Raw genomic sequence first — 24,985 nt, forward strand, 5'->3', positions numbered from 1 at the left:
ACTGCAACTGGTTTGCATTAACAGCCGCGTATTCTTGCGATCAACAGGACAAGGTTCGACGTGAAAACAACCGCCAAAAACAACAATCGTACCCACTTACGCTGGCTGGCCCGGGCCCTGACCCTGGCGGTCGGCGCCGCTGTGCCCCAGGCGTTCGCCGATCAGGCCGCCACCGCCATTCACATCCAGGCGCAACCGTTGGGGCAAGCCTTGACCCAGCTCGCCCAGCAGACCGCGTTGCAAGTGTTCTTCAGTGCCGAATCGGTGGCCGGCAAACAAGCGTCGGCGGTGGACGGCAACTTGTCCCCGGAAGCGGCCTTGCGCCAATTGCTGCAGGGCAGCGGCCTGCAATACCAGATCGATAAGGGTTCGGTGACCGTGTTGCCAGCACCTTCGGCGTCCAACGCCGGCCCGCTGGAGCTGGGGACGACTGAAATCCAGGTGGTCGGTGACTGGCTCGGCGATGCCAACGCCGAAGTGGTGCAGAACCACCCCGGTGCGCGTACGGTGATCCGCCGCCAAGCGATGGTGGAGCAGGGCGCCATGAACGTCGGCGACGTGCTGCGGCGGGTGCCGGGGGTGCAGGTGCAAGAGGCCAACGGTACCGGCGGCAGCGATATTTCCCTGAACGTCGGCGTGCGCGGCCTGACCTCGCGCTTGTCGCCACGCTCCACGGTGTTGATCGACGGCGTACCGGCGGCGTTCGCGCCCTATGGCCAGCCGCAACTGTCCATGGCGCCGATTTCCATGGGCAACCTGGACAGCGTCGACGTGGTGCGTGGCGCAGGCTCGGTGCGCTATGGGCCGCAGAACGTCGGTGGGGTGATCAACTTCGTGACCCGTGCCATTCCGCAGAAAGCCACCGGTGAAATCGGCACCACCCTGGAAACCTCCCAGCGCGGCGGCTGGAAGCACATCGACACGGCCTTCCTCGGCGGCACCGCTGACAACGGCCTGGGCGTGGCACTGTTGTATTCGGGCGTCAACGGCAACGGGTATCGCCAGAGCAACAACGGCAACGACATCGACGACGTGATTCTCAAGACCCATTGGGCGCCGACCGATGTCGACGACTTCTCGCTGAACTTCCACTACTACGACGCCAAGGCCGACATGCCCGGCGGCCTGACCCAGGCCCAGTACGACGCGGACCCGTACCAGTCCGACCGCGATTGGGACGACTTCAGTGGCCGGCGCAAGGATGTGTCGTTCAAGTGGATCCGCCAGATCAATGAGCGCACCCAGGCCGAAGTGCTGACCTATTACTCCGACAGCTACCGTGGCAGCACCATCGCCTCCCGGGACCAGCGCAACCTGGTGTCCTCCCCGCGCACTTATTACACCTTCGGCATCGAACCCCGGGTGTCCCACGTGTTCGACCTGGGCCCCACCACCCAGGAAGCCAGCGTCGGTTATCGCTACCTCAAGGAAGGCATGCACGAAGAGGCCAGCCGCCTGGCGTTGCGCAATAACGAACCGGTGGTGCGTCCGGGGGCCGATGGCCACGTCTACCAGGACCGTACCGGCGGCACTGAAGCCCACGCGGTGTATATCGATGACAAGATCGATGTCGGCCAGTGGACCATCACCCCGGGCATCCGCTTCGAAAGCATCAGCACCGAATGGCACGACCGCCCGGTGCTCGACACCGCCGGCCGCCCCGTGCAGGAGAAACGCCGCAGCATCGACAGCAACGAACCGCTGCCGGCCCTGAGCGTGATGTATCACCTGTCCGATGCCTGGAAGCTGTTCGCCAACTACGAGACCTCGTTCGGCAGCCTGCAATACTTCCAGCTCGGCCAGGGCGGCGACGGCAACAACACCGCCAACGGCCTGAGCCCGGAAAAGGCCAAGACCTATGAGATCGGCACGCGGTACAACGATGATGTGTGGGGCGGGGAAGTGACGCTGTTCTACATCGACTTCGACGACGAGTTGCAGTACATCAGCAACGACGTGGGTTGGACCAACATGGGCGCGACCAAGCACCAGGGGCTGGAGGCTTCGGTGCACTACGACATGGCCGCGCTCGACCCACGCCTCGAAGGCCTCACCGCCAACGCCGGTTTTACCTACACCCGCGCGACTTACGAAGGCGAGATCCCGAGCTTCAAGGGCCGTGACTTGCCGTTCTATTCCCGCCAGGTGGCCAACCTGGGCCTGCGCTATGAGATCAACCGCTGGACCTACAACCTCGACGCTTTTGCCCAGTCCAAGCAGCGTTCACCGGGCAACAACGTGAACGCCGATGGCAGCTTCAGCGGTGACTACATCACCGATGGCACCGCCGATGGACAGTACGGCGACATGCCGGGCTACGTGCTCTGGAACGTGCGCGCCGGCTATGACTTCGGTGCACAGCTGTCGAACCTGAAGGTCGGCGCCGGGGTGAAAAACCTGTTCGATCACCAGTACTACACCCGCTCCAGCGACAACAACTCGGGCATTTACGTCGGCGCACCGCGTACGTTCTTTGTGCAGGCGAGTGTGGGGTTTTGATGAAAACCCAGGGTTGACGCGTATTCTTGTGGCGAGGGGATTTATCCCCGCTGGGCTGCGCAGCAGCCCAAAATCCTGCCGATGCGGTCTGTCTGGCATAGTGAGGTGACTGGTTTCAGGGCTGCTTTGCAGCTCAGCGGGGATAAATCCCCTCGCCACAGATAACCCCCCTTGTCACAGATAAATCTCCTTCCTACAAAGAGTTGTGTGGAGGCATCAGACCTTCAACACTTTGCCACTGGCCGCAACCGCCACCAGCGACAACGCAATCAACCCAAACGCAAAGCTCAGGCTGCTGCCATGGGCGACGAAGCCAATCAGCGCCGGACCGGCGAGGATACCGGCATAGCCGATGGTGGTGATGGCCGGTACGGCGATCGCTTCCGGCATCAGGGTCTGTTTGCCGACGGCGGTGTACAACACCGGTACGATGTTCGAACACCCGGCACCCACCAACGCATACCCCAGCAGCGCCGCTTGCCACATCGGGGCGAGGGTCGCCAGCAGGAATCCCGCGGTGGCGATCGACCCGCCATAGATGATCACGCGTTTGGCACCCAGGCGATGCACCACCGAGTCGCCGGTCAGGCGGCCGACGGTCATGGTCAGCGCGAAGGCGGCATAACCCAGCCCGGCATAGGCGGTATCCACCGCGCGCTCGGTGGTCAGGAACACGGCGCTCCAGTCCAGCACCGCGCCTTCGGCCAGGAACACGATGAAACAGAGGATGCCGATAAACAGCACCACGCCATGGGGAATGGCGAACGCCGGTCCCGAGCTTTCACTGCCGTAGGGCAACAGGTGCGGCGCCGCCTTGAACAACGCCACCAGCAGCACGCCATTGACCACCAGCGTCGCCCCCAGTGGCGAAAGCCCCAGGCCGAGCAGGGCGCTCACGCCGGCCGCGCCAATGATCCCGCCGAGGCTGAACATGCCGTGGAAACCCGACATCATGGTCTTGCCACTGGCCCGCTCGACGATCACCGCCTGCAGGTTCACGGTCGAGTCCACGGTGCCGAGCCCGGCGCCAAACAGGAACAGCGCCGCCACCAGCCAGGGCAGGGAAGTCATCGTCGCCAGCAACGGCAATGCCAGGCAGATCAGAATCGTGCCGCCGCTGAGTACCCGACGGCAGCCGAACCGCGTCGCCAGCGCGCCGGAAATCGGCATCGCCAGGATCGACCCGACCCCCAGGCATAACAGCAGCAAGCCGAGGGTGCCCTCATCCAGGTTCGCCCGCACCTTGGCATAAGGCACCAGCGGCGCCCAGGCGGCGATGCCGATGCCGGCGATGAGGTAGGCGATGCGGGTGGACATCTGTTCCAGGCGTCCGGGGACAAAGGTGGGCGGGGGGGTGATGGCAGTCATGAAACGTCCTTGGCTTTCGTGCAGTGCGGTGGTGCAGGCAGGGGCCTATGCTTGCATATCCACTGACCGCACCGCGACCCCCAAGGTGCCAAAGCCCTGCAGCCCCCTCCTTGGACACCGCGGGTCACTGGTCCTTGTACGGGTTCACTAGACAGTTGCGTATCTGTCGAACCTGACAGGTTACGGCGCAAAGATTTGGCTGTATGAAGCAGGCTTCGCCTAAACTATCGGCCCTTCTGGCTTCCCCCGGACCCGATGCATGGCACCGTTCTACGACGCGCGCGGCAATATCTATGGAGTCGTTTCACCGCAGCAGGTCCGTGACCATGGCATCGATCTGCCTCCGTCGGCCGCCCAGGCCGCGCAGACCCGCGAGGCCTGGGCAACGGCGGCCGTGCACGCGTTCTGCGCCTGGACGCCGGATGAGGCGCCGTCGGATGCCAAGGCGCATCGCAGTGATGGGTTGCTGATTGGCCCGTTCCAGAGTGAACCGCCCTTTGATCTGTTGATCGTCAATACCGATGGGACACTGGCCGAGCGCAGCGGCAATGGCCTGACGATTTTCTCCCAGGCCTTGCAAGAGCAGGGCTTGATGGCAGGGACCGGTGATTGCTTGCTGCAGGTCCATCACGATAAACCCGACGGCTTGTCACCGCTGCAAACCTCGGTTCGCGCCGCTGAATTCGAAGGCGCCCAAGGCTTCTGGCTGGACTTGGGCAAACCGCTGTTCGGGCCCGGTGCCGTCGGTGCCCAGGACGTCAAGCGTGTGATGTTCAACCAGTGCGACGTCAGCCGTGTGGCGGCGCTTGAACGGTTGAACCCGGCCTGGGGCAACAGCCAGTTCGTGAACATTGGCAACCCTCATTGCGTGACGCTGGTGGACGGAGCCGAGGCGTTGCCGAGCAATTCGCAGATGCGTGCTGCGGCGCTGTGCCAGAGCCTGACCCGTATCGCTTATGCTCCTCCGGGTGGGGCTGGAATGCCGTGCCCGATGGGGGTGAACCTGCAATGGGCCTGGCTCGAAGCTGAAGGGCGAATCGCCGCCCGGGTGTTCGAGCGAGGCGAAGGTCCCACCGCATCCTCGGGCACCAGCGCCAGCGCCGTGGCCAGTGCTGCCTGGCGGGTGGGCTGGGTGAAGGCGGGCGTGGTGAGGGTGGTGATGCCCGGCGGCACGGCGCCGATTTTGCTGGAAGAAGCGGCGGGCGAGTTGGTGCGGGTCAGGTTGTTTGGTACGGCGCGGCTTGTGCCGTAGGGCTTTCTGGAGGTTTTGTGGTGTGGCTTATACCGCTATCGCGAGCAAGCTCGCTCCCACAGGGGCCCTGTGTCGGACTCAACATTTATGTCCGCTGAAGATCCCCTTGTGGGAGCGAGCTTGCTCGCGATGGCGGCACTACATCCAACATCAATGCAACTGACCCACCGCCGTCGCGAGCAAGTTCGCCCACAGGGAAATCAGCCGGGCTGCTGCGCAAACTCCACCACCGGCATCTGCCGCTTCATCAGCACTTCGCCATTGCGAATCGAGTAGAGAGGCAAGCCCTGGCTGCGGATCACTTCGTAGTCGCTGTCCGCCGACAGGATCAGCAGGTTCGCCGGGCGGCCGGGCTCCAGCCCGTAGCGCTCGCCCAGGGCCATGGCCTTGGCGCTGTTGTCGGTGACCAGGTCCAGGGCGCTTTGCAGGTTGCGGTAGCCGAGCATGTGGCAGATATGCAGCCCGGCTTCGAGCACACGCAGGATGTTGCCGTTGCCCAGGGGATACCACGGGTCGACGATGGAGTCCTGGCCGAAACACACGTTCATCCCGGCTTCGAGCAGTTCATTGACCCGAGTGACCCCACGGCGTTTGGGGAAGGTGTCGAAACGCCCCTGCAGGTGAATGCTTTCGGTCGGGCAAGAGACAAAGCTGATGCCCGAATGCCCGAGCAGGCGGAACAGCTTGGCGCAGTAGGCGTTGTCGTAGGAACCCATGGCCGTGGTGTGGCTGGCGGTGACGCGGGCGCCCATGTCGCGGCTGCGGGCTTCTTCGGCGAGCACTTCGAGAAAGCGCGAATGCGGGTCGTCGGTTTCGTCGCAATGCACATCCACCAGGCAACCGGTGCGTTCGGCCAGGTCCATGAGGAATTTCACCGAGCTGACGCCCTGGTCGCGGGTGTACTCGAAGTGGGGAATGCCGCCCACCACGTCGGCGCCCATGCGGATCGCCTCTTCCATCAGTTCGCGGCCATTGCGGTAGGACTCGATGCCTTCCTGGGGAAACGCAACGATCTGCATGTCGATCAGGTGACGGCTTTGCTCGCGCACTTCCAGCATGGCCTTGAGGGCCGTCAGTTCTGGGTCGGTCACGTCGACGTGGGTGCGCACATGCTGGATGCCATGGGCGGCGAGGGCCTGGATGGTTTTCTTGGCGCGGGTGCTGGTGTCTTCCTGGGTGATGGTGGCCTTGCGTTCGCCCCAGCACTCGATGCCTTCGAACAGCGTGCCGCTCATGTTCCAGCGCGGTTCACCGGCGGTGAGGGTGGCGTCCAGGTGGATGTGCGGTTCGACGAAGGGCGGGACCACCAGGTTGCCGCCGGCGTCGAGGTCTTCCGGGCCCAGGCTGGGGGCTTCGGTCTGGCGGGCGATGTTGGCGATCAGGCCGTTTTCCAGGTGCAGTTCATGCAAGCCTTCGCGGTTGCGCAGGCGGGCGTTGATGATGTGCATCGGGCAAATCCTTTATAGGTCTTGTAGAGGTGCGTCAGCGGTGCGAATACCCATTACGCCGATCAATAGCACATACGTTAGCGCGCCGGTGGCGATTCCTACCAGTGGCGCGACCCACGGCGAATTGAACGCGGCGACCGTGCCGAGCCCATAGGCAAACAGCCCAGGCCAGTTGAACGCCGGCAACCGGGCTTCGGCCAGGCGTGGATAACGGCCGCGCCAGCGGAAGAAGAAATCGGCCATGATCACCCCGCCAATCGGTGGGATGACGGTGCCCAGCAGAATCAGGTAAGGCACCAGCAGATCGTACATGCCCAACAGGGCCAGCAGCGTGCCGATCACCGCGCCGCAGAGGGTCACGGTCTTGCGCCGGCGGGTGCGCAGCAGGTTGCAACCGGCCACGGCGAAGTTGTAGATGGTGTTGTCCTGGGTGCTCCAGATGTTGAGCAACAGCATCGCCATCGCCGCCATGGCGAAGCCCTGCAGCAACAACACTTCGACCACGTCCGGTTGCTGATAGACGATGGCCCCGTAGGCGCCGATCAGCACCATCAGGCCGTTGCCGAGGAAGAAGCCGATCAGGCTCGCCAGCACCGCGACCTTCGCCGAGCGGGAGAACCGCGTCCAATTGGTGGCCTGGGTCGCGCCGCTGACGAAGGTGCCGAACACCAGCGTGATGGCGGTGGACCAATCGAGGCTGCTCGTAGGCACCACCGCCAGCAAGCCTTCGAAGCCGCCGACTTTCACCGTCGCCACCCACATCGACAGCATCAGCAGCAACATCATGGCTGGTACGGCGATGTACGAAAGGATTTCCAGCCCGCGATAACCGACGTAGGCGGTGGCGCAGAACCCCAGGCCGAACAGCACCATCAACCCGAGCACGGTGCTCTCGCTCAATTCGAAATACTTGCCCAGCACCACGGCGGCGGTCGCCGTGCCCCAGGCGTACCAGCCGATCTGGGTGAACCCGAGGATCAAGTCACTGAGCTTGCTGCCCACCTCGCCGAAACAGAAACGCCCCATCAACACCGAATTGAGCCCGCTCTTGAAAGCGATGTAACCCAGGCCGGCGGCATAGAGGCCCAACAGCAGGTTGCCAATCACAATCACGGTGAGCATCTCGGCAAAACCGAACGCCACCCCCAGCTTGCCTCCGGCAAACATCGTGGCGGTGAAAAAGGTGAAACCCAGCAGCACCATGGCCGTGGAGGCCAGGCCCTTGCGGGCGTGCAGCGGGACTTCGCTCAGGGGATAGTCATTGCCTGGATCGTTCTGGGTCATGTGGCGGTCCTTGCGGGTGAGGGATGTCGCAAGCGTGCAGCGGCCGTGCCAAGCGGGTGATCGCGAGGTTATTTATAGACAATCCTGGGGATTGGGTGGGCGCAGGGATCAAAAGCGGTGCGCGAGTGATTCAAGTTGGAACACAGATCTCATTGCGCATGCAGATCCCCTGTGGGAGCGGGCTTGCTCGCGAATGCGGTGCGTCAGGTACGAATATATTGGCTGATACACCCCCTTCGCGAGCAAGCCCGCTCCCACAGGGATGCGGTTTCTTCAGGTGCAAGAGGACAATGGCAGAAACCGCAACAGCGCCGCCACGATGGCCTCCGGCGCGTCTTCCTGAACCAGGTGTCCGGCATTTGGAACAGGGTGAAATTGTGCCCCCGGGATCAGCCGTTGCAGGGCCCGGCCGCGTTCGATGGGGATCCACTGGTCATCCTCGCCCCACAGGATCTGGGTCGGACAGCGCACGTTCGGATACAGGCCCTCGGCTTCACGGGTGTAGCGTTCGTCCATCTGCGCGATCTGCCGGTAGAACGCCGCCTGGCCGGTCTCGCCCAGCCATGGCCGCACGTAGGGCGCCAGTTCGTCGTCCGGGATGTCCCGTTTGATCGCGCCGCGGACATAGGTGGGCACGATGGCCCGCTGAATGTAGTCGGGCAGGCCGCTGAAGGCCGCTTCATGCTGGCGGACATGCTGCACAAAGGGCGAACCCCAGGGCGACAGCGCCACAGGGTCGATCAGGGTCAGGCTGCGGTAGTTCTTGCCGTTGAACAGGTGCGTGCGCAGGGCCGTGGCGCCGCCAAAGTCATGGGCCACCACGTCCGGGCAGTCCAGGCGCCAATGCTCCAGCAATTGTGCGAGCAACAGGTTTTGCACGCCGAGGGACACGTCGGCGTCGGGTTGCGCGGATTGGCCATACCCCAGCAGGTCGAAGTAATGCACCCGGTGGGTGGCGAAGAACAGCGGGGCGATCCGGTGCCACACGTAGGAAGAGAAGGGCGTGCCGTGGACAAACACCAAGGGTGGACCATCGCCGTGGATGGCGTAGCGGATGGGGTGTCCGTTGAAGTCGTAGGTTTGATCCAGCGGCCAGTGGGTCATGCTCGATACTCCCCTGAAAATGGCTCAGGGGAGCAAGCATAGGCCAATGCCATTTACTTTGGAAAAACCGATTGTTGCGAGGAAGCTTGCTCCCGCTGGACCTGTAGGAGCTGCCGAGCGAAGCGAGGCTGCGATCTTTCCCCAGACAATTGAGTCCCAAGCGAAAGATCAAAAGATCGCAGCCTTCGGCAGCTCCTACAGCGCAGCCCAGCGGGTGCAAGGAAAGTGGTTATTCGCCGTGGTAGATGCAACCGCTGGTGCAGGTCTCATGGATGCGGATGGCACTGAGCTCCGGCAGCAACGGCTTCAACTCGTTCCAGATCCACTTGGCCAACACTTCGCTGGTGGGGTTTTCCAGGCCGGGGATGTCGTTGAGGTAGTTGTGGTCCAGGCGCTCGTAGAGGGGCTTGAAGATCGCCTTGATCTCCGAGAAGTCGCGAATCCAGCCGGTGTGCGGGTCGATATCGCCGCTCAGGTGGATCGCCACCTTGAACGAGTGGCCATGAAGGCGGCCGCACTTGTGGCCTTCCGGCACGTGGGGCAGGCGGTGGGCGGATTCGAAGGTAAATTCTTTGAAGATTTCCACAGGTTCGGGCTCTTTGAAGGTAGCGGTCGCGAGGCAGGCGGCGGAGTTTATCAGTTTGATAACGGCGTTGCGCGACCGTGCTGACTAAAGGGTCAGCAAACGCTCGCCCAAGCCACCGTTGGCCGTCAGCTCCAGGAACTCGTCGCCGAGCCGGCGGCTCTCGTCCATCGCCGTGCGCCAATATTTGCGGCGGCTCGGGTCATCGCCCATGAAGCGCTTGAAGTCGTTGCGGTCTGGCAGTTTGCCGTAGGGCAGGCGTGCCAGGTATTCCCGGGACGGTGCCAGCAACAGCACGTCCTGCAGACGGTCGACGTTGCCCCGACGCCACGGCAGGCCCTTGTCGAACCAGCCGGGAATGACCCGGTCGGTGAAATGCGGGTAGAGCACGATGTCCTCGCCGCTGTAGGGCAGGTCGAGGTGATAGTCCAGCAGACCGCCGTCGCGGTAGGTGCCGGCACCGGCGCCCGGCAGGTCGCGCACGCCTTCCATCACCATCGGGATCGAGCCTGACGCCAGCAGGGCCTGGCGCAGGTTGCCGGCGGCCAACGGCACGAAACGCGACGGAAAGTCATTCAGCGGATGCAGGGGCGGGGCCAGGCGCGGGTCATGGATGATCAACCGCTCGAAATGCCGCGACAGCCGGGCACGGCCCCGCAGGTTGTCGGCGATCACCGACGACAGCCCCAGGCCCAGCCGGCCGCGATGATCCTGGGCGAGCAGGCCGTGGCTCTTGACGACCATGATGTTGAGCCGATACCGCGGGTTATCGAGGATCGAGGTGTCGCGGCCGTCGAGCAAGTCATCGAGCATGCGCTGCGAGCTCTGGCTGACACCGGCCATGGTCACGCCTTTGGCGAAGCTTTGTTCGTTGTACAAGGTGCCCAGGCGCCGGATCCCTTCGGCGGCGTCCGGCAGGCAGGCGCTGGCGAAGCGCCAGGCCCCCACCGAGGCCCCGATCAGCGAGCGTTCCCGGGGCGCGGCGGGCAGCCATTCGCCGAACAGCGCCAGGTCCAGCCCTTGGATGCCCAGGGCCTTGGGGCCACCGGCGGCGCCGGGCAGGATACCGACGTCGGCGGCGTTCAGGCCGGTCTGGCGAATCCGCCCGAACGCACGGGGGCCGGCCTTGAGGGTGAGGGCGGGGAACTTGATGTGGATGGCGGTCATACCGGTCTCGAATACGGGTAAGCGGCTGATTATAACGACACAAAACCCTGTGGGAGCGAGCTTGCTCGCGATAGCGGCGGCACATCCTGCATCGATGCAAGCTGGCCCACCGCCTTCGCGAGCAAGCTCGCTCCCACATTATTGATGTGGGTTCCATGATGGCGATTCAGTTTCAGTTAAGTTCACCCCGATACAGTCGCCCCCGTGAAAGATTATAAAAAAGGAGACAACCCATGAACCGCCTGACTGCCTTTTTCATCGCGACCCTCATGGCCCTAGGTACGAGCCTGGCTCAGGCACGAGACCTGAACGCGGACGAAGCCCGCAAACTGCAAGACGCTGGTACCATCCTGTCCTTTGAAAAACTCAACGCCAAGGCCCTGGCCAAACATCCCGGTTCCACCGTAACCGACACCGAGCTGGAGGAAGAGTACGGCAAGTACCTCTACAAGGTGGATTTGCGCGATGCCAAGGGCGTCGAGTGGGACTTGGAATTGGATGCCGTCAACGGCGAGGTACTCAAGAATCATCAGGATACGTAATGAAGCTTAATCTACGCGCCCATGGTCGATGGGCGCTGGCGCTGCTGGCGTTTTGTTCTCTGGCCATGGCCCGGGACCTGGATCAGGACGAGGCCCTGCAACTGCGTCAGCAGGGCGTGATCCTGCCGCTCGAACAGCTGCTGCAACAGGCGCTGGACCTGCACCCCGGCGCCAAACTGCTGGAAGCCGAGTTGGAGGAGAAACACGGCGTCTATATTTATGAGGTCGAGCTGCTGGACACCGACGGCGTCGTGCGCGAACTGGACCTGGAGGCCAAGACCGGCCGTTTACTCAAAGATAAGGAAGACTGATGCGCCTGCTTCTGGTGGAAGATCACGTGCCCCTGGCCGATGAACTGATGGCCGGGCTTGCACGCCAGGGCTATGCCGTCGACTGGCTGGCCGATGGTCGCGACGCGGTGTACCAGGGCAGCAGCGAGCCCTACGACCTAATCATCCTCGATCTCGGCCTGCCGGGCGTGCCGGGGCTCGACGTGTTGGCCCAATGGCGCGCTGGCGGCCTGGCCACGCCGGTGCTGATCCTCACTGCCCGCGGGTCGTGGGCCGAACGTATCGAAGGCCTCAAGGCCGGGGCCGACGACTACCTGACCAAACCCTTTCATCCTGAGGAGCTGCACCTGCGGATCCAGGCGCTGCTGCGCCGCTCCCATGGCCAGGTCAACCAGCCGACGCTCAAGGCTGCCGGATTGCACCTGGACGAGAGCCGCCAATGCGTGGTCCGCGACGGCACCGACATCCAGCTCACGGCCGCCGAATTTCGCCTGTTGCGCTATTTCATGCTGCATCCCGAGCAGATACTTTCCAAAAGCCATCTCGCCGAACACCTGTACGACGGTGAGACCGAGCGCGATTCCAACGTGTTGGAAGTCCACGTCAATCACCTGCGGCGCAAGCTGGGGCGCAGCGTGATCGAAACCCGTCGCGGCCAGGGTTACCTGTTCGGCGGGCAGGCACAGTGAGATCCATCCAGCGGCGCCTGAGCCTGGGCCTGATCGGTGTGATGGTGGTGGTCGGCCTGGTCCTGGCGCAAACCAGCCTGTGGTTGTTCGAGTTGGGCCTGCAGCGCTACCTGGAAGCGGGGCTGCGTAACGACAGCGAGAACCTGCTGGTGGCCCTGGTGCGCGGCCCCCAGGGCTTGCAATTGGATGAGCGCCGCTTGTCGCCGGCCTATCAGCGGCCGTTTTCCGGGCATTATTTCCGCATCGATTTTGCCGATGTGCACTGGCGCTCCCGCTCCCTGTGGGACCAGGAATTGCCTCGGCTCGACCACCCCGGCCTGCACAGCAACCTGCAACTGGGCCCAGAGGGCCAGAAGCTGCTGGTACTGCGCACCGACTATCGGCGCCTGGGCCAGGCGATTTCCATCAGCGTGGCCCAGGACTACACGCCCGTGCGTGACAGCTTCCGCCGGATGCAACAGATCGGCCTCGGGCTCGGGTTGGCGGGGCTGTTGCTGATTCTGTTGCTGCAACGCATCACCGTGCGCCGAGCCTTGCGTCCCCTGGACCGCGCCCGGGAGCAGATTGCCCAGTTGCAGCGCGGGCAGCGTTCGCAACTCGACGAGCAGGTGCCACGGGAGTTGGAGCCGCTGGTGACGCAGATCAACCATCTGCTGGCCCACACCGAAGACAGCCTCAAGCGTTCGCGCAATGCCTTGGGCAACCTCGGCCATGCCTTGAAAACCCCGCTGGCGGTGCTGCAAAGCCTGGCGTCGAACGAGAAGCTCGACCCGTATCCCGAGTTGCGCAAACTGTTGCTCGATCAACTGGAGCAGGTCCGCCAGCGCCTGAACCGCGAACTCAACCGCGCCCGCCTGTCCGGCGATGCCTTGCCCGGCGCGCACCTGGACTGCGACGCCGAATTGCCGGGGTTGTTGGCCACGCTGAACATGATCCACGGTGAACACCTGCACCTGAGCTACGTCGCCCCGCCAGGCCTGCACCTGCCCTGGGACCGTGAAGACTTGCTGGAATTGTTGGGCAACCTGCTGGACAACGCCTGCAAATGGGCCGATGCCGAGGTCCGCCTGACCATGACCGAGACGGCCGAGGGTTTCAGCCTGGCCGTGGAGGACGACGGCCCGGGCATCCCCGCGGACCGCCGCGACCAGGTGTTCAGCCGCGGCACGCGGTTGGATGAACAGACCGATGGACACGGCCTGGGCCTGGGCATCGTGCGGGACATCGTCGACACCTGGGGCGGGATTCTGGCGTTGGACGACAGCGAGTGGGGTGGCTTGAAGGTCGTCATCGAGCTGCCCAAACGCTGATCTCATGGCACCGCCCCCCTGTGGGAGCGAGCTTGCTCGCGACAACAATCTATCGGTGGCTATCTATGTGGCTGAACGGACGCCATCGCGAGCAAGCTCGCTCCCACAGGGGGGCGGTGGTGGTAGTCAATATTGCGAGACTTGAAAACCCGCCCCACGGCCCTTGCAGCTTGCCGCCGCTTGCTGCAAAGTCGCGACCTTTTTGTCCGGTGGCTTTCCATCGCTGTGCTTTGAGGTAACGATGATAAATGCAGTAATTGCCGCGGTTGGCGTCATGCTGGTGCTCAGCCTGTCCCGCGTGCATGTGGTAATCGCGCTGATTGTCGGCGCATTGGTGGGTGGCCTGGTCGGCGGCCTGGGCATCGAGGCGACGCTCAAGGCGTTCAACGCCGGCCTTGGCGGTGGTGCGACGGTGGCGCTTTCCTACGCCTTGCTCGGCGCGTTCGCCGTGGCGATCGCCAAGTCCGGCATGGCCCACGCCCTGGCGGACAAAGCCCTGGTCCTGGTGGGTCGCCAAGATGCCGCCGGTGGCACGGGCGTCAAGTGGGTCCTGATCGGCCTGCTGGGAACGGTCGCGGTCGCCTCGCAGAACATCCTGCCAATCCATATCGCCTTTATCCCGTTGCTGGTGCCGCCGCTGCTCTATGTGCTGACCAAGTTGCAACTGGACCGTCGATTGATTGCCTGCGTCATGACCTTCGGCCTGATCACGCCGTACATGTTCCTGCCGGTGGGCTTCGGCAATATCTTTCTCAACGAGATCCTGCTGGCCAACATCGCCCGCAGCGGCGTGGACGTCAGTGGCATCAACGTCACCCACGCCATGGGCATTCCGGCGTTGGGCATGGTGTTCGGCCTGCTGCTGTCGTTGTTCAGCTACCGCAAGAAACGCGTCTACGACCTGAAGAGGATCGCCCGGGTCGAGCAGGTGGCGGTGCGCTACAACCCCATGACCCTGCTGGTGGCGGGGCTGGCGATTGTCGCGGCGTTCGCCATCCAGCTCCTGGTCGACTCGATGATCATTGGCGCCCTGGCCGGCTTCCTGATTTTCTCGGTATCGGGTGTGGTGCGCTGGCGTGAGACCGACGACCTGTTCACCGAAGGCATGAAGATGATGGCGATGATCGGTTTCATCATGATCGCCGCCTCAGGCTTCGCCGAAGTGATGAAGGCCACTGGTGAAGTCCAGAGCCTGGTGGAGACCTCGGCGGCCTGGATCGGCCACAACAAGGGCATCGGCGCGCTGATGATGTTGTTGGTGGGGCTGCTGGTGACCATGGGCATCGGCTCGTCGTTTTCCACGGTGCCGATCCTGGCGACGATTTTCGTGCCGCTGTGCCTGCAACTGGGCTTCAGCCCGCTGGCGATCGTCTGCATCGTCGGCACTGCCGGCGCCCTGGGCGATGCGGGTTCGCCCGCCTCGGACTCGACCCTGGGCCCGACCTCCGGCCTGAACATCGACGGCCAGCACCATCACATCTGGGACACTGTGGTCCCGACCTTCATCCACTACAACCTGCCGCTGCTGGCGTTTGGTTGGGTGGCGGCGATGGTGTTGTAGCCTCGAGACCGAGTCGCCTCAATCGCGAGCAAGCTCGCTCCCACAGGGTGCGGCGGTGTTCACAATGCTTGTGTTCACACCGATCCACTGTGGGAGCGAGCTTGCTCGCGATGAGGCTCGTGCATTCAACGACTCTGCCGACGAACCGTTCACCTTGTCCTACAGTTTTGCCGTGCGGTGCCGTTAATACAGCTAACCACGCCAATAAAACCAACAAGAGTGAACAGCATGCGCCTGAGCCTGAAGGCTAAAGTCCTGTCCCTTGCGATACTGCCGGTATTGCTGTCCGCCGTGATCATCAGCCTGACCACGGCTTTCATCTTGAAGGAACAAGCGGGTAAAGAGGTCCAGCAGACCCGTGAGCGCCTGCTCAGCGAGGCCAAGGCCACGCTGCAGAACTACGTGGCGGTGGGCCTTACCGCGATCAAGCCGCTCTACGATGCCGCCGCGCCTGGCGATAACGAAGCGCGTGCCCAGGCGATCAAGCTGCTGTCGAATATCAGCTATGGCAAGGATGGCTACTTCTTCGGTTACGACTCCGAGACCATTCGTCTGTTCAAGGCCAACAGCCCCGATGGCGTGGGCAAGAGTTTCAAGGACAACCGCGACCCGAACGGTGTCTACGTCAACCGTGACCTGGTGAAAGTCGCCAAGGACGGAACGCATTATCTGGAATACAGCTCGCCACTGCCCGGCAGCAAGGACTTGGTGCCCAAGCTCGGCTACACCGAATACCTGCCCAAGTGGGACCTCGCGGTCGGTAGCTCGGTCAACCTGGACGGTATCGAAGCCCAGGTGGCACTGGTGGAGGCCAAGGTCCACGATCGCCTGCAAGGCGTGATCTTGAGCATCGTCGGGATCGCCGCGGTGGTGTTGCTGGTGATTGCGGTGGTGGGCCTGGTGCTCGCCAACACGATCCTGCGTCCCCTGCACCTGATGAAGGACAACCTCGACGACATCGCCGCGGGCGAGGGTGACTTGACCCGTCGGTTGACCATCACCAGCCAGGACGAGCTGGGCCAACTGGCCGGTTCGTTCAACCGCTTCGTCGACAAGATCCACGGCCTGGTGCGGCAGATCACCGACATGACTTCGCAACTGACCGGCCTGGTGACGCAAGTTTCCGAGCAGGCCCAGCGCTCGGAGCAGGCCATGGAACGTCAGCGCCACGAAACCGATCAGGTGGCCACGGCGATCAACGAGATGTCCTCGGCTGCCCAGGAAGTCGCCCGCAGTGCCCAGGGCGCCGCCGTCGCGGCCCAGCAGACCGACGAAGAAGGCCAGTCCGCCAAGCGTGTGGTGGCCGGCAGCATCCAGCAGATTCATGCGCTGGTGAACGATATCCGCAGCAGCGGCGTGTCTCTGGACAGCCTGCAGCAGGACGTGGCCTCGATTGTCAGTGTGCTCGGGGTGATTCGTTCGATCGCCGAGCAGACCAACCTGCTGGCCCTCAACGCCGCCATCGAGGCCGCGCGTGCCGGCGAGGCGGGGCGTGGGTTCGCGGTGGTAGCCGATGAAGTGCGGGCTCTGGCCAGCCGGACCCAGCAGAGTACCCAGGAAATCCAGGGCATGATCGACCGTCTGCAATCCGGCACCCATGCGGCGGTGGAAGCGATGCGTCGTTCCAGCGAGGCCGGCGATGGCACCTCGGAGCGGGCCAACGAGGCGGGCGCCTCCCTTGACACCATGGCGCAGCTGATCGGCACCATCAACTCGATGAACGCCCAGATCGCCAGCGCCGCCGAAGAACAGACCGCGGTGGCCGAGGAAATCAACCGCAGCGTGCATCAGATCGCCGTGGCCGTGGACAGCGTCGCCGACGAAACCCAACTTGGCGCCCAGACCTCCCGCAGCCTGGCCGACCTGGGCCAGCGCCTGGGGCAACTGGTGGGGCAGTTCCGGATCTGACCCTCAGGAGCTGCCGAAGGCTGCGATCTTTCGCTCTCGATCCAGATGTTTTCACCTGGGCAACCGGGTCTTATCGGGAAAGAAGGATCGCAGCCTTCGGCAGTTTCTGCCGGGTAAGTCGTTCCGCCAACTCAAGTCATACACCATTGTGGCGAGGGGATTTATCCCCGTTGGGCTACGAAGTAGCCCCAAGGTAGATTACGTTGTGCATCAGGTAAGCCGTATTTGATTTTTTTTGGGGCTGCTTCGCAGCCCAACGGGGATAAATCCCCTCGCCACAGTTTCATGATCCGGCAGGCAACTCCCGCACATCCCGCATCAACAACCCAAACCGCAGATCCACCGCATCCGGGATGGGCAGGTAGACCACATGCCCATCCCCCGGTGCCACGTCGATGCCCTGGCCCTTGATGTTCTGCAACTGGTGCAGGTCGAAGTGAAAGTTGCCCTTGGGGGTCATCAGTTCCATGTGATCCCCCAGGCCGAAGCGGTTCTTGACCCGTACTTCGGCCAGGCGTTCGCGCCGCTCGCCGGTCAGTTCGCCGACGAACTGCTGGCGCTCCGAGACGGAGCTGCCGTTCTGGTAATTCTGGTATTCGTCGTGCACGTGGCGCCTCAGAAAACCTTCGGTGTAGCCGCGCTGGGCCAGGGACTCCAGGTCGGTCATCAGGCTGCGATCGAATTCCCGACCGGCCACCGCGTCATCGATGGCCCGGCGATACACCTGGGTGGTGCGGGCGCAATAGAAGTGCGACTTGGTCCGGCCTTCGATCTTCAACGAATGCACGCCCATGCGGGCCAGGCGTTCGACGTGTTGCACGGCCCGCAGGTCCTTGGCATTCATGATGTAGGTGCCGTGCTCGTCCTCGAAGGCCGGCAGGGAGGCGTCCGGGCGGTTGGCTTCCTGGAGCAGGAACACCTGGTCGGTGGGCGCGCCGAGGCCCAGGGTCGGTTCGGGTTGATAGGTTTGCACAATGTCGCCCACGGCGTTTTCCACCGCCGGTTGCGCCGAGTACTTCCAGCGACAGGCATTGGTGCAACTGCCCTGGTTGGCATCACGCTTGTTCATATAGCCCGAAAGCAGGCAGCGCCCGGAGTAGGCCATGCACAGCGCGCCGTGGACGAACACTTCCAGCTCCATGGCCGGCACCTGCTCGCGGATCTCGGCGATTTCCTCCAAGGACAATTCCCGGGACAAGATGATCCGGCTCAAGCCCTGCTGCTGCCAGAACTCGACGCTCGCCCAATTGACGGTGTTGGCCTGCACGGACAGGTGGATCGGCATCTGCGGGAAATGCCGGCGAACCAGCATGATCAATCCCGGGTCGGACATGATCAATGCGTCCGGCGCCATGGCAATCACCGGCTCCAGGTCCTTGAGGAACGTGCGCAGCTTGGCGTTGTGCGGGGCGATGTTCACCACTACGTAGAAGCGCTTGCCCATGGCCTGGGCCTCGGCAATGCCCAAGGCCAGGTTCGCGTGGTCGAATTCGTTGTTGCGCACCCGCAGGCTGTAGCGCGGCTGGCCGGCGTACACTGCATCGGCACCGTAGGCGAAGGCATAGCGCATGTTTTTCAGGGTGCCGGCGGGCGCCAGCAGTTCGGGGGCGGCAAGGGTCATGGTGGGGTCAGGTCGCAAAAAGCGGGGAGGGTACGCCAGGGCCGGCCGGGCCTTATTGACCTGAATCAATGTGCAGCGCAAACGTGAAGGCACTCCGGCGAGTCCTGGCGGACTAATGTGTATCCCGCCTTTGGACATGGAAAGCTGATGAATCGAAAGATGTTGCAAAACAAAGCCCAGATGTTGCTCCTGGTGCTGGTCACGGTCGCCTTCATCTGGATTCTGCTGCCATTTTACGGTGCGGTGTTCTGGGCGGTGATCCTGGGTATCGTCTTTGCGCCGATGCAGCGCCGCCTGCAGCTGAAGTTCGGCTGGCACCGCAATGTCACCTCGCTGGTCACGTTGAGCATCTGTGTGGTCTGCGCGATCTTGCCGGTGATCATCATCAGTACGCTGTTGGTCCAGGAAGGCGCGGCGCTGTACAAGAGCCTGGAAAGCGGCGAGCTGGACATTGCCGATTACCTGGCCCGCTTCAAGGATGCCTTGCCGCCGTACTTCCAGCACCTGCTGGACCGCTTCGGCCTGGGCAACCTGAACGGCTTGCGCGACAAGATCGTCAAGAGCGCGATGCAGGGCAGTGAGTTCTTCGCCACCCAGGCCTTCAGTTTCGGCCAGGGCACCTTTCAGTTCCTGGTCAGCTTCTTCGTGATGATCTATCTGCTGTTCTTCTTTCTGCGCGACGGCGCGGAGCTGGTGCGCAAAGTGCGCATGGCCGTTCCCTTGGGGGAACATCAAAAGCGCCGCCTGCAGTTGAAATTCAATCGGGTGGTACGGGCCACGGTGAAAGGCAACCTGCTGGTCGCCATCAGCCAAGGTGCGCTGGGTGGGCTGATCTTCTGGATCCTGGGGATTCCGACGGTATTGCCCTGGGCGGTGCTGATGGCGTTCCTGTCGTTGTTGCCGGCGGTGGGGGCGGGCCTCGTCTGGGCACCGGTGGCGGTGTACTTCCTGCTCTCGGGGGCGATCTGGCAGGGCGTGGTGCTGACGCTGTTCGGGGTGTTCGTGATCGGCCTGGTGGACAATTTCCTGCGGCCGATCCTGGTGGGCAAGGACACCAAGATGCCCGACTACATGGTGCTGGTCTCGACATTGGGTGGGCTGGCGGTGTTCGGGCTCAACGGCTTCGTAATCGGGCCGCTGATCGCCGCGCTGTTCATGTCCTGCTGGGCCTTGTTCGTCGAAAGCACGCCGCGTGTGCAGTTGCCCTAGGCCCTCAACAGATAGGGCCCGATGCGTTGCGACAGTGCCTGGGCGGCGGGCAGTGAAGTCAGCGGACCGCTGATGGTCACGCCGTCCTGCACCAGGTACCAGCAGGCCAGCAGCCCGAGTTCCCGGAGTGGGGCGGGGACGGCGCTGCCAATGACAGACATGATTTGAACCTTGGGCATGGGAAACCTCCATCAATCGATGGGGCTACCTTACGGCTCAGGGTGAGGGACGGAAAATCAACTGGCTCAATAGTAGGAATCGATGCCGCTCAATCGACGACCAGATCGAGCATGTGCACCACTTCCTGCTCGTTGAGCAGGCCCTTGCGCACCAGGTTTTCCGCCAGCAGCGAAAGGAACTTGGCGCTGCGGTGGCCTTCCAGTTGCTTGAGTTCGGTCAGTACGTTGTACACCTTGCTGGAGGTGCACAGGCCGACAATGCGGTGAGGATTTTGCGTGGGCATAGCTTCGTCCTTGTTGTTTTGAAGCTGTTATTGGCGGACAGTGCGAGTGTGCGGCCCTGTCATGACGCTCACGTGACAGCTTGGGTTGTCGGAAAAAGAAAGCAGGATCCGGACCATATTGCCTTTTTGGCGCCGGATTATTGTTCCGGCAGCGACCTCGGCCAGACTTATATGGCCATCCACTTGTTTTTCGCCCACAAAAAAGCCCCTGGATCTTTCGATTCAGGGGCTTTTTGGTGTTGCTGTCTGGCTCCACGACCTGGACTCGAACCAGGGACCCAGTGATTAACAGTCACTTGCTCTACCAACTGAGCTATCGCGGAATGGCGCGTATGTTACTGATTGGAAAAGAGAAGTCAAGCGTATATTGGCGGACGGCGCATTCCCGGTGCCCATTGACGGTCAATCAGCGATTGGCAGTTACCGCAAGGGCGGGAGAGGGCTACCATGGTTGCCCGGAAGTGGCAGGATGCGCTGCCGGCCATTCGCCGACATTGAGGTACGCGCCATGAACCACCTGTTACCACTTCACACAGCCCGTTGCGCCGAGGTGTGTTTGTGAGCACCGCCCAGATCAGTTTGCCCAAGGGTGTGGGGCCTCACGCCGAGAAACTGTACGACGCCATCGCCCAGGCCAGCACGGCCGAAGAACTGAACCGTGCCGGGGGCAAGGCCGAGGGTTTTGTCCTGGGGTTGGAAAGTACCAAGGCGATCAAGAGCCAGGTGGCCGAGTCGTTGTATGTCATCTATGATGATGCGGCGAGCCAGCGGGCGACGGAGTTGTAGTCTCGATGCATTTGCTCGTATAGGAAATGCGGGGCTGGATGCTTTTTTGTGGCGAGGGGATTTATCCCCGCTGGGCTGCGTAGCAGCCCTGAAATCAGCAACGGATGTAGCAGGTTAATAACTTCAAGCACCTTGGGGCTGCTTCGCAACCCGGCGGGGATAAATCCCCTCGCCACAGGTTCTGGTGTGTGCCTGTTTTCATAGGCTTAGACAAAAAACGGGAAGCCATGGCTTCCCGTTCTTCATCCCAACGACCTTCAGATCACCTGAACGATGGCCTTGGTCACCGCATCGATGTTGTTCTGGTTTAGTGCGGCCACGCAGATGCGGCCGGTGTCCAGGGCATAGATGCCGAACTCGTTGCGCAGGCGCGTCACTTGTTCAACGCTCAGGCCGGAGTAGGAGAACATCCCGCTCTGGCGGGCGACGAAGCTGAAGTCGTGCTGTGGGGCGGCCTTGGCCAGCATGTCGACCATCTGGTCGCGCATGCCGCGAATGCGCAGGCGCATTTCGGCCAGTTCGGCTTCCCACTGCGCCCGCAGCTCCGGGCTGTTGAGCACGGCGGCGACGATGCTGGCGCCATGGGTGGGCGGGTTGGAGTAGTTGGTGCGGATCACGCGCTTGACCTGGGACAGCACACGGGCGCTTTCTTCTTTCGATTCGCTGACGATCGACAGGGCGCCGACGCGCTCGCCGTACAGCGAGAACGACTTGGAGAACGAGCTGGAGGCAAAGAAGGTCAGCCCCGATTCGGCGAACAGGCGCACGGCCGCCGCGTCTTCGTCGATACCGGCGCCAAAGCCCTGGTAGGCCATGTCCAGGAACGGTACGTGGTTCTTGGCCTTGACCACGGCCAGCACGTTTTTCCAGTCTTCCGGGCTCAGGTCCACACCGGTCGGGTTGTGGCAGCAGGCGTGCAGCACAACGATCGATCGATCGGGCAGGGCATTGAGGTCTTCCAGCAGGCCGCTGCGGTTCACGTCGTGGGTGGCGGCATCGTAGTAGCGGTAGTTCTGCACCGGGAAGCCGGCGGTTTCGAACAGGGCGCGGTGGTTCTCCCAGCTCGGGTCGCTGATGGCCACGACCGCGCCAGGCAGCAGTTGCTTGAGGAAGTCGGCACCGATCTTCAGTGCGCCTGTGCCGCCCACAGCCTGGGTGGTGATGACGCGACCGGAGGCGATCAGCGGCGAATCCTTGCCGAACAGCAGGGTCTGCACAGCCTGGTCGTAGGCGGCAATGCCGTCTATTGGCAGGTAGCCACGGGAAACGTGCTGAGCCACGCGAATCGTCTCGGCCTCGACCACGGCGCGCAGGAGTGGAATGCGCCCCTCCTCGTTGCAGTAAACACCTACACCCAGGTTGACCTTATTGGTACGGGTGTCGGCGTTGAAAGCTTCGTTGAGGCCCAGGATGGGGTCGCGGGGTGCCAATTCGACAGCGGAAAACAGGCTCATTAGTGCGCGGCTCTGAATGGAGAATGAGGGGACGTGTGACGCTCCAGCCGAATGCACTAGAGCGGTGCACAAACGGGGAGCTAGTATAGAGGCCATCATCCGGCACGGCGACAGGCGATTCGGCTTTTAGGCTAAGTTTTTTCGATTTTTTTCGACCGTTAGTCCTTTCGCCGCGTCAAAGCCTTCAAGGCGTGTAGGACGTTCGTCTTGAAAGCGAAGGCATTCACCTCCACATTGTGTGCATCCCAGCTTTTTCCTCGGGCGACATCAGTCGTTTCGGTCTTTCTCGTTCCTGTCGGCTGGCCGACAGGGGTGAATCCAGAGGTTATGTCATGTCTGAATTCCAGCTAGTCACCCGCTTCCAGCCCGCCGGCGATCAGCCGGAAGCCATCCGCCTGATGGTCGAAGGCATCGAAGCCGGGCTGGCGCACCAGACGTTGCTCGGTGTGACCGGCTCGGGCAAGACCTTCAGCATTGCCAACGTGATCGCCCAGGTGCAGCGCCCGACCCTGGTCCTGGCGCCAAACAAGACCCTGGCGGCGCAGTTGTACGGTGAGTTCAAGGCGTTTTTCCCGAACAACGCCGTGGAGTACTTCGTTTCCTACTACGACTACTACCAGCCCGAGGCCTACGTGCCATCGTCGGACACCTTCATCGAGAAGGACGCCTCGATCAACGACCACATCGAACAGATGCGACTGTCGGCGACCAAGGCGCTGCTCGAGCGCAAGGACGCGATCATCGTCACCACGGTGTCGTGCATCTACGGCCTGGGCAGCCCGGAAACCTACCTGAAGATGGTGCTGCACGTGGATCGCGGCGACAAACTCGACCAGCGCGCCTTGCTGCGGCGCCTGGCGGACTTGCAGTACACCCGCAACGACATGGATTTCGCCCGGGCGACCTTCCGGGTGCGGGGCGATGTGATCGACATCTACCCGGCGGAATCTGACCTGGAAGCGATCCGCATCGAGCTGTTCGACGATGAGGTGGAGAGTCTCTCGGCGTTCGATCCGCTGACCGGCGAAGTGATCCGCAAGTTGCCGCGCTTTACGTTCTATCCCAAGAGCCACTACGTGACGCCCCGGGAAACCCTGCTGGACGCCATCGAGGGGATCAAGGCCGAGTTGCAGGAGCGCCTGGAGTACCTGCGTTCGAATAACAAATTGGTGGAAGCCCAGCGCCTGGAACAGCGAACCCGCTTCGACCTGGAGATGATCCTGGAGCTGGGCTACTGCAACGGCATCGAAAACTACTCGCGCTACCTGTCGGGCCGTCCGGCGGGTGCGCCACCGCCGACCTTGTATGACTATCTGCCGGCCGATGCCTTGCTGGTGATCGACGAGTCCCACGTCAGCGTGCCCCAGGTCGGCGCGATGTACAAAGGCGACCGATCGCGCAAGGAAACCCTGGTGGAATACGGCTTCCGCCTGCCCTCGGCGCTGGATAACCGGCCGATGCGCTTCGACGAATGGGAAAGCGTGAGCCCGCAGACGATTTTTGTCTCGGCCACCCCTGGCAACTACGAAGCCGAGCATGCCGGGCGGGTGGTCGAGCAAGTGGTGCGACCGACCGGGCTGGTGGACCCGCAAGTCGAGGTGCGTCCGGCGCTGACCCAGGTCGATGACCTGCTCTCGGAAATCAGCAAGCGCGTGGCGGTGGAGGAGCGGGTGCTGGTCACCACGCTGACCAAGCGCATGGCCGAAGACCTCACCGATTACCTGGCCGACCACGGTGTGCGAGTGCGTTACCTGCATTCGGATATCGATACGGTGGAGCGGGTCGAGATCATCCGCGACCTGCGCCTGGGCACCTTCGATGTGCTGGTGGGCATCAACCTGCTGCGAGAAGGCCTGGACATGCCGGAAGTGTCGCTGGTGGCGATTCTCGACGCCGACAAGGAAGGTTTCCTGCGCTCCGAACGCTCGTTGATCCAGACCATCGGTCGCGCGGCGCGTAACCTGAACGGTCGGGCGATTCTGTACGCTGACCGCATCACCGGCTCGATGGAGCGGGCCATCGGCGAGACCGAGCGCCGTCGCGACAAGCAGATCGCTTTCAACCTGGCCAATGGCATCACCCCCAAGGGCGTGTTCAAGGACGTCGCCGACATCATGGAAGGCGCCACCGTGCCAGGCTCACGCAGCAAAAAACGCAAGGGCATGGCCAAGGCGGCCGAAGAGAGCGCCCGCTACGAGGCCGAACTGCGCTCACCGAGCGAGATCACCAAGCGTATCCGTCAATTGGAAGAGAAGATGTACCAGTTGGCCCGGGATCTGGAGTTCGAAGCGGCAGCGCAAATGCGTGATGAGATTGGCAAGTTGCGGGAGCGGTTGCTGACCGTCTGAGGTTGTGTGGCGACCTTAAGGGCCTCATCGCGAGCAAGCTCGCTCCCACAGGGGATCATTGGGTGGCTCGATCGAACTGTGGGAGCGAGCTTGCTCGCG

At 62.7% G+C, this 24,985-nt stretch carries 21 protein-coding genes and 1 tRNA gene; 11 read left to right on the forward strand and 11 right to left on the reverse strand.

Features of this window, described 5'->3' with window-relative positions:
• Nucleotides 1–60: 60 nt before the first annotated feature.
• Complete coding sequence (locus BM317_RS12465) at nucleotides 61–2,499, forward strand: TonB-dependent siderophore receptor (RefSeq protein ID WP_092474457.1); 2,439 nt, start codon at nucleotides 61–63, stop codon at nucleotides 2,497–2,499.
• A 216-nt stretch (nucleotides 2,500–2,715) separates the two neighbouring features.
• Here BM317_RS12465 and BM317_RS12470 read toward each other — a convergent pair whose 3' ends face one another.
• Nucleotides 2,716–3,867, reverse strand: coding sequence for an MFS transporter (locus BM317_RS12470; protein WP_092474460.1), 1,152 nt, complete (start codon nucleotides 3,865–3,867; stop codon nucleotides 2,716–2,718).
• 259 nt (nucleotides 3,868–4,126) lie between these two features.
• On the opposite strand from BM317_RS12470, the gene BM317_RS12475 reads away from it, so the two are divergent.
• The gene (locus BM317_RS12475; protein ID WP_092474462.1) at nucleotides 4,127–5,119 is read left to right on the forward strand and encodes a diaminopimelate epimerase; all 993 of its coding nucleotides are present in this window, start codon (nucleotides 4,127–4,129) and stop codon (nucleotides 5,117–5,119) included.
• Nucleotides 5,120–5,319: 200 nt separating this feature from the next.
• On the opposite strand, the gene codA is transcribed toward BM317_RS12475, so the two are convergent.
• The 5 genes from codA to BM317_RS12500 all read right to left on the reverse strand — a co-directional run bounded on the left by codA (nucleotide 5,320) and on the right by BM317_RS12500 (nucleotide 10,705).
• A complete protein-coding gene (codA, locus tag BM317_RS12480; protein ID WP_092166899.1) occupies nucleotides 5,320–6,567 on the reverse strand; it encodes a cytosine deaminase in 1,248 nt (415 codons plus the stop codon).
• A gap of 12 nt (nucleotides 6,568–6,579) precedes the next feature.
• The gene (gene codB / locus BM317_RS12485) at nucleotides 6,580–7,851 is read right to left on the reverse strand and encodes a cytosine permease (RefSeq protein WP_060741420.1); all 1,272 of its coding nucleotides are present in this window, start codon (nucleotides 7,849–7,851) and stop codon (nucleotides 6,580–6,582) included.
• A gap of 273 nt (nucleotides 7,852–8,124) precedes the next feature.
• On the reverse strand, nucleotides 8,125–8,955 hold the full coding sequence (locus BM317_RS12490) for an alpha/beta fold hydrolase (RefSeq protein ID WP_092474464.1): 831 nt from the start codon (nucleotides 8,953–8,955) through the stop codon (nucleotides 8,125–8,127).
• Between the two features lie 229 nt (nucleotides 8,956–9,184).
• Nucleotides 9,185–9,541 (reverse strand): 6-carboxytetrahydropterin synthase QueD, encoded by a 357-nt coding sequence (gene queD / locus BM317_RS12495; RefSeq protein ID WP_025212792.1) that lies wholly within the window; start codon nucleotides 9,539–9,541, stop codon nucleotides 9,185–9,187.
• An 84-nt stretch (nucleotides 9,542–9,625) separates the two neighbouring features.
• Nucleotides 9,626–10,705 carry a hypothetical protein gene (locus BM317_RS12500; protein ID WP_092166906.1) on the reverse strand — a complete coding sequence of 360 codons (1,080 nt, stop codon included), beginning with the start codon at nucleotides 10,703–10,705 and terminating at the stop codon, nucleotides 9,626–9,628.
• Nucleotides 10,706–10,938: 233 nt separating this feature from the next.
• Here BM317_RS12500 and BM317_RS12505 point away from each other — a divergent pair, with 233 nt between their 5' ends.
• From BM317_RS12505 to BM317_RS12530, 6 genes are all read left to right on the forward strand, one after another.
• Nucleotides 10,939–11,247, forward strand: coding sequence for a PepSY domain-containing protein (locus tag BM317_RS12505; RefSeq protein WP_092166909.1), 309 nt, complete (start codon nucleotides 10,939–10,941; stop codon nucleotides 11,245–11,247).
• A complete protein-coding gene (locus tag BM317_RS12510; protein WP_092166911.1) occupies nucleotides 11,247–11,558 on the forward strand; it encodes a PepSY domain-containing protein in 312 nt (103 codons plus the stop codon). The genes BM317_RS12505 and BM317_RS12510 overlap by 1 nt, the downstream gene beginning before the upstream one ends.
• The gene (locus BM317_RS12515) at nucleotides 11,558–12,226 is read left to right on the forward strand and encodes a response regulator transcription factor (RefSeq protein WP_053123507.1); all 669 of its coding nucleotides are present in this window, start codon (nucleotides 11,558–11,560) and stop codon (nucleotides 12,224–12,226) included. The genes BM317_RS12510 and BM317_RS12515 overlap by 1 nt, the downstream gene beginning before the upstream one ends.
• Nucleotides 12,223–13,536 carry a sensor histidine kinase gene (locus BM317_RS12520; protein WP_092166914.1) on the forward strand — a complete coding sequence of 438 codons (1,314 nt, stop codon included), beginning with the start codon at nucleotides 12,223–12,225 and terminating at the stop codon, nucleotides 13,534–13,536. Before BM317_RS12515 ends, BM317_RS12520 begins: the two co-directional genes overlap by 4 nt.
• Before the next feature lie 244 nt (nucleotides 13,537–13,780).
• Entirely contained in the window at nucleotides 13,781–15,097 is a 1,317-nt protein-coding gene (locus BM317_RS12525) for a Na+/H+ antiporter family protein (RefSeq protein ID WP_170842294.1), read from the forward strand.
• 228 nt (nucleotides 15,098–15,325) lie between these two features.
• The gene (locus BM317_RS12530) at nucleotides 15,326–17,005 is read left to right on the forward strand and encodes a methyl-accepting chemotaxis protein (RefSeq protein WP_072407058.1); all 1,680 of its coding nucleotides are present in this window, start codon (nucleotides 15,326–15,328) and stop codon (nucleotides 17,003–17,005) included.
• Between the two features lie 283 nt (nucleotides 17,006–17,288).
• Here the strand turns inward: BM317_RS12530 and yegQ are convergent, their stop codons facing one another.
• Nucleotides 17,289–18,626: a prephenate-dependent tRNA uridine(34) hydroxylase TrhP gene (gene yegQ, locus BM317_RS12535; RefSeq protein ID WP_092166918.1), complete on the reverse strand. Its 1,338-nt coding sequence runs from the start codon at nucleotides 18,624–18,626 to the stop codon at nucleotides 17,289–17,291.
• 147 nt (nucleotides 18,627–18,773) lie between these two features.
• Between yegQ and BM317_RS12540 the strand changes: the two genes are divergently transcribed.
• On the forward strand, nucleotides 18,774–19,835 hold the full coding sequence (locus tag BM317_RS12540; protein WP_060741429.1) for an AI-2E family transporter: 1,062 nt from the start codon (nucleotides 18,774–18,776) through the stop codon (nucleotides 19,833–19,835).
• On the opposite strand, the gene BM317_RS12545 is transcribed toward BM317_RS12540, so the two are convergent.
• From BM317_RS12545 to BM317_RS12555, 3 genes are all read right to left on the reverse strand, one after another.
• Nucleotides 19,832–20,014 (reverse strand): hypothetical protein, encoded by a 183-nt coding sequence (locus BM317_RS12545; RefSeq protein ID WP_046063464.1) that lies wholly within the window; start codon nucleotides 20,012–20,014, stop codon nucleotides 19,832–19,834. The genes BM317_RS12540 and BM317_RS12545 overlap by 4 nt on opposite strands.
• 89 nt (nucleotides 20,015–20,103) lie before the next feature.
• On the reverse strand, nucleotides 20,104–20,298 hold the full coding sequence (locus BM317_RS12550; RefSeq protein ID WP_003203896.1) for a hypothetical protein: 195 nt from the start codon (nucleotides 20,296–20,298) through the stop codon (nucleotides 20,104–20,106).
• A 247-nt stretch (nucleotides 20,299–20,545) separates the two neighbouring features.
• Nucleotides 20,546–20,621: transfer RNA gene (locus tag BM317_RS12555), tRNA-Asn, on the reverse strand.
• Between the two features lie 235 nt (nucleotides 20,622–20,856).
• Here BM317_RS12555 and BM317_RS12560 point away from each other — a divergent pair.
• Nucleotides 20,857–21,084: a hypothetical protein gene (locus BM317_RS12560; RefSeq protein ID WP_060741430.1), complete on the forward strand. Its 228-nt coding sequence runs from the start codon at nucleotides 20,857–20,859 to the stop codon at nucleotides 21,082–21,084.
• Nucleotides 21,085–21,341: 257 nt separating this feature from the next.
• Here BM317_RS12560 and BM317_RS12565 read toward each other — a convergent pair whose 3' ends face one another.
• Complete coding sequence (locus BM317_RS12565; protein ID WP_092166921.1) at nucleotides 21,342–22,538, reverse strand: amino acid aminotransferase; 1,197 nt, start codon at nucleotides 22,536–22,538, stop codon at nucleotides 21,342–21,344.
• A 332-nt stretch (nucleotides 22,539–22,870) separates the two neighbouring features.
• On the opposite strand from BM317_RS12565, the gene uvrB reads away from it, so the two are divergent.
• Nucleotides 22,871–24,886 (forward strand): excinuclease ABC subunit UvrB, encoded by a 2,016-nt coding sequence (uvrB, locus tag BM317_RS12570; RefSeq protein ID WP_092166923.1) that lies wholly within the window; start codon nucleotides 22,871–22,873, stop codon nucleotides 24,884–24,886.
• Nucleotides 24,887–24,985: the final 99 nt, after the last annotated feature.

This window comes from Pseudomonas sp. NFACC24-1 (assembly GCF_900115235.1).
GTDB classification, from domain to species: domain Bacteria; phylum Pseudomonadota; class Gammaproteobacteria; order Pseudomonadales; family Pseudomonadaceae; genus Aquipseudomonas; species Aquipseudomonas fluorescens_AA.

Coding starts and splice junctions, on each gene's coding strand:
- BM317_RS12470 (WP_092474460.1), bottom strand. CDS start 3,867: ATGACTGCCATCACCCCCCCGCCCACCTTTGTCCCCGGACGCCTGGAA.
- BM317_RS12475 (WP_092474462.1), top strand. CDS start 4,127: ATGGCACCGTTCTACGACGCGCGCGGCAATATCTATGGAGTCGTTTCA.
- codA (WP_092166899.1), bottom strand. CDS start 6,567: ATGCACATCATCAACGCCCGCCTGCGCAACCGCGAAGGCTTGCATGAA.
- codB (WP_060741420.1), bottom strand. CDS start 7,851: ATGACCCAGAACGATCCAGGCAATGACTATCCCCTGAGCGAAGTCCCG.
- BM317_RS12490 (WP_092474464.1), bottom strand. CDS start 8,955: ATGACCCACTGGCCGCTGGATCAAACCTACGACTTCAACGGACACCCC.
- BM317_RS12500 (WP_092166906.1), bottom strand. CDS start 10,705: ATGACCGCCATCCACATCAAGTTCCCCGCCCTCACCCTCAAGGCCGGC.
- BM317_RS12505 (WP_092166909.1), top strand. CDS start 10,939: ATGAACCGCCTGACTGCCTTTTTCATCGCGACCCTCATGGCCCTAGGT.
- BM317_RS12510 (WP_092166911.1), top strand. CDS start 11,247: ATGAAGCTTAATCTACGCGCCCATGGTCGATGGGCGCTGGCGCTGCTG.
- BM317_RS12515 (WP_053123507.1), top strand. CDS start 11,558: ATGCGCCTGCTTCTGGTGGAAGATCACGTGCCCCTGGCCGATGAACTG.
- BM317_RS12530 (WP_072407058.1), top strand. CDS start 15,326: ATGCGCCTGAGCCTGAAGGCTAAAGTCCTGTCCCTTGCGATACTGCCG.
- yegQ (WP_092166918.1), bottom strand. CDS start 18,626: ATGACCCTTGCCGCCCCCGAACTGCTGGCGCCCGCCGGCACCCTGAAA.
- BM317_RS12540 (WP_060741429.1), top strand. CDS start 18,774: ATGAATCGAAAGATGTTGCAAAACAAAGCCCAGATGTTGCTCCTGGTG.
- BM317_RS12545 (WP_046063464.1), bottom strand. CDS start 20,014: ATGCCCAAGGTTCAAATCATGTCTGTCATTGGCAGCGCCGTCCCCGCC.
- BM317_RS12550 (WP_003203896.1), bottom strand. CDS start 20,298: ATGCCCACGCAAAATCCTCACCGCATTGTCGGCCTGTGCACCTCCAGC.
- BM317_RS12565 (WP_092166921.1), bottom strand. CDS start 22,538: ATGAGCCTGTTTTCCGCTGTCGAATTGGCACCCCGCGACCCCATCCTG.
- uvrB (WP_092166923.1), top strand. CDS start 22,871: ATGTCTGAATTCCAGCTAGTCACCCGCTTCCAGCCCGCCGGCGATCAG.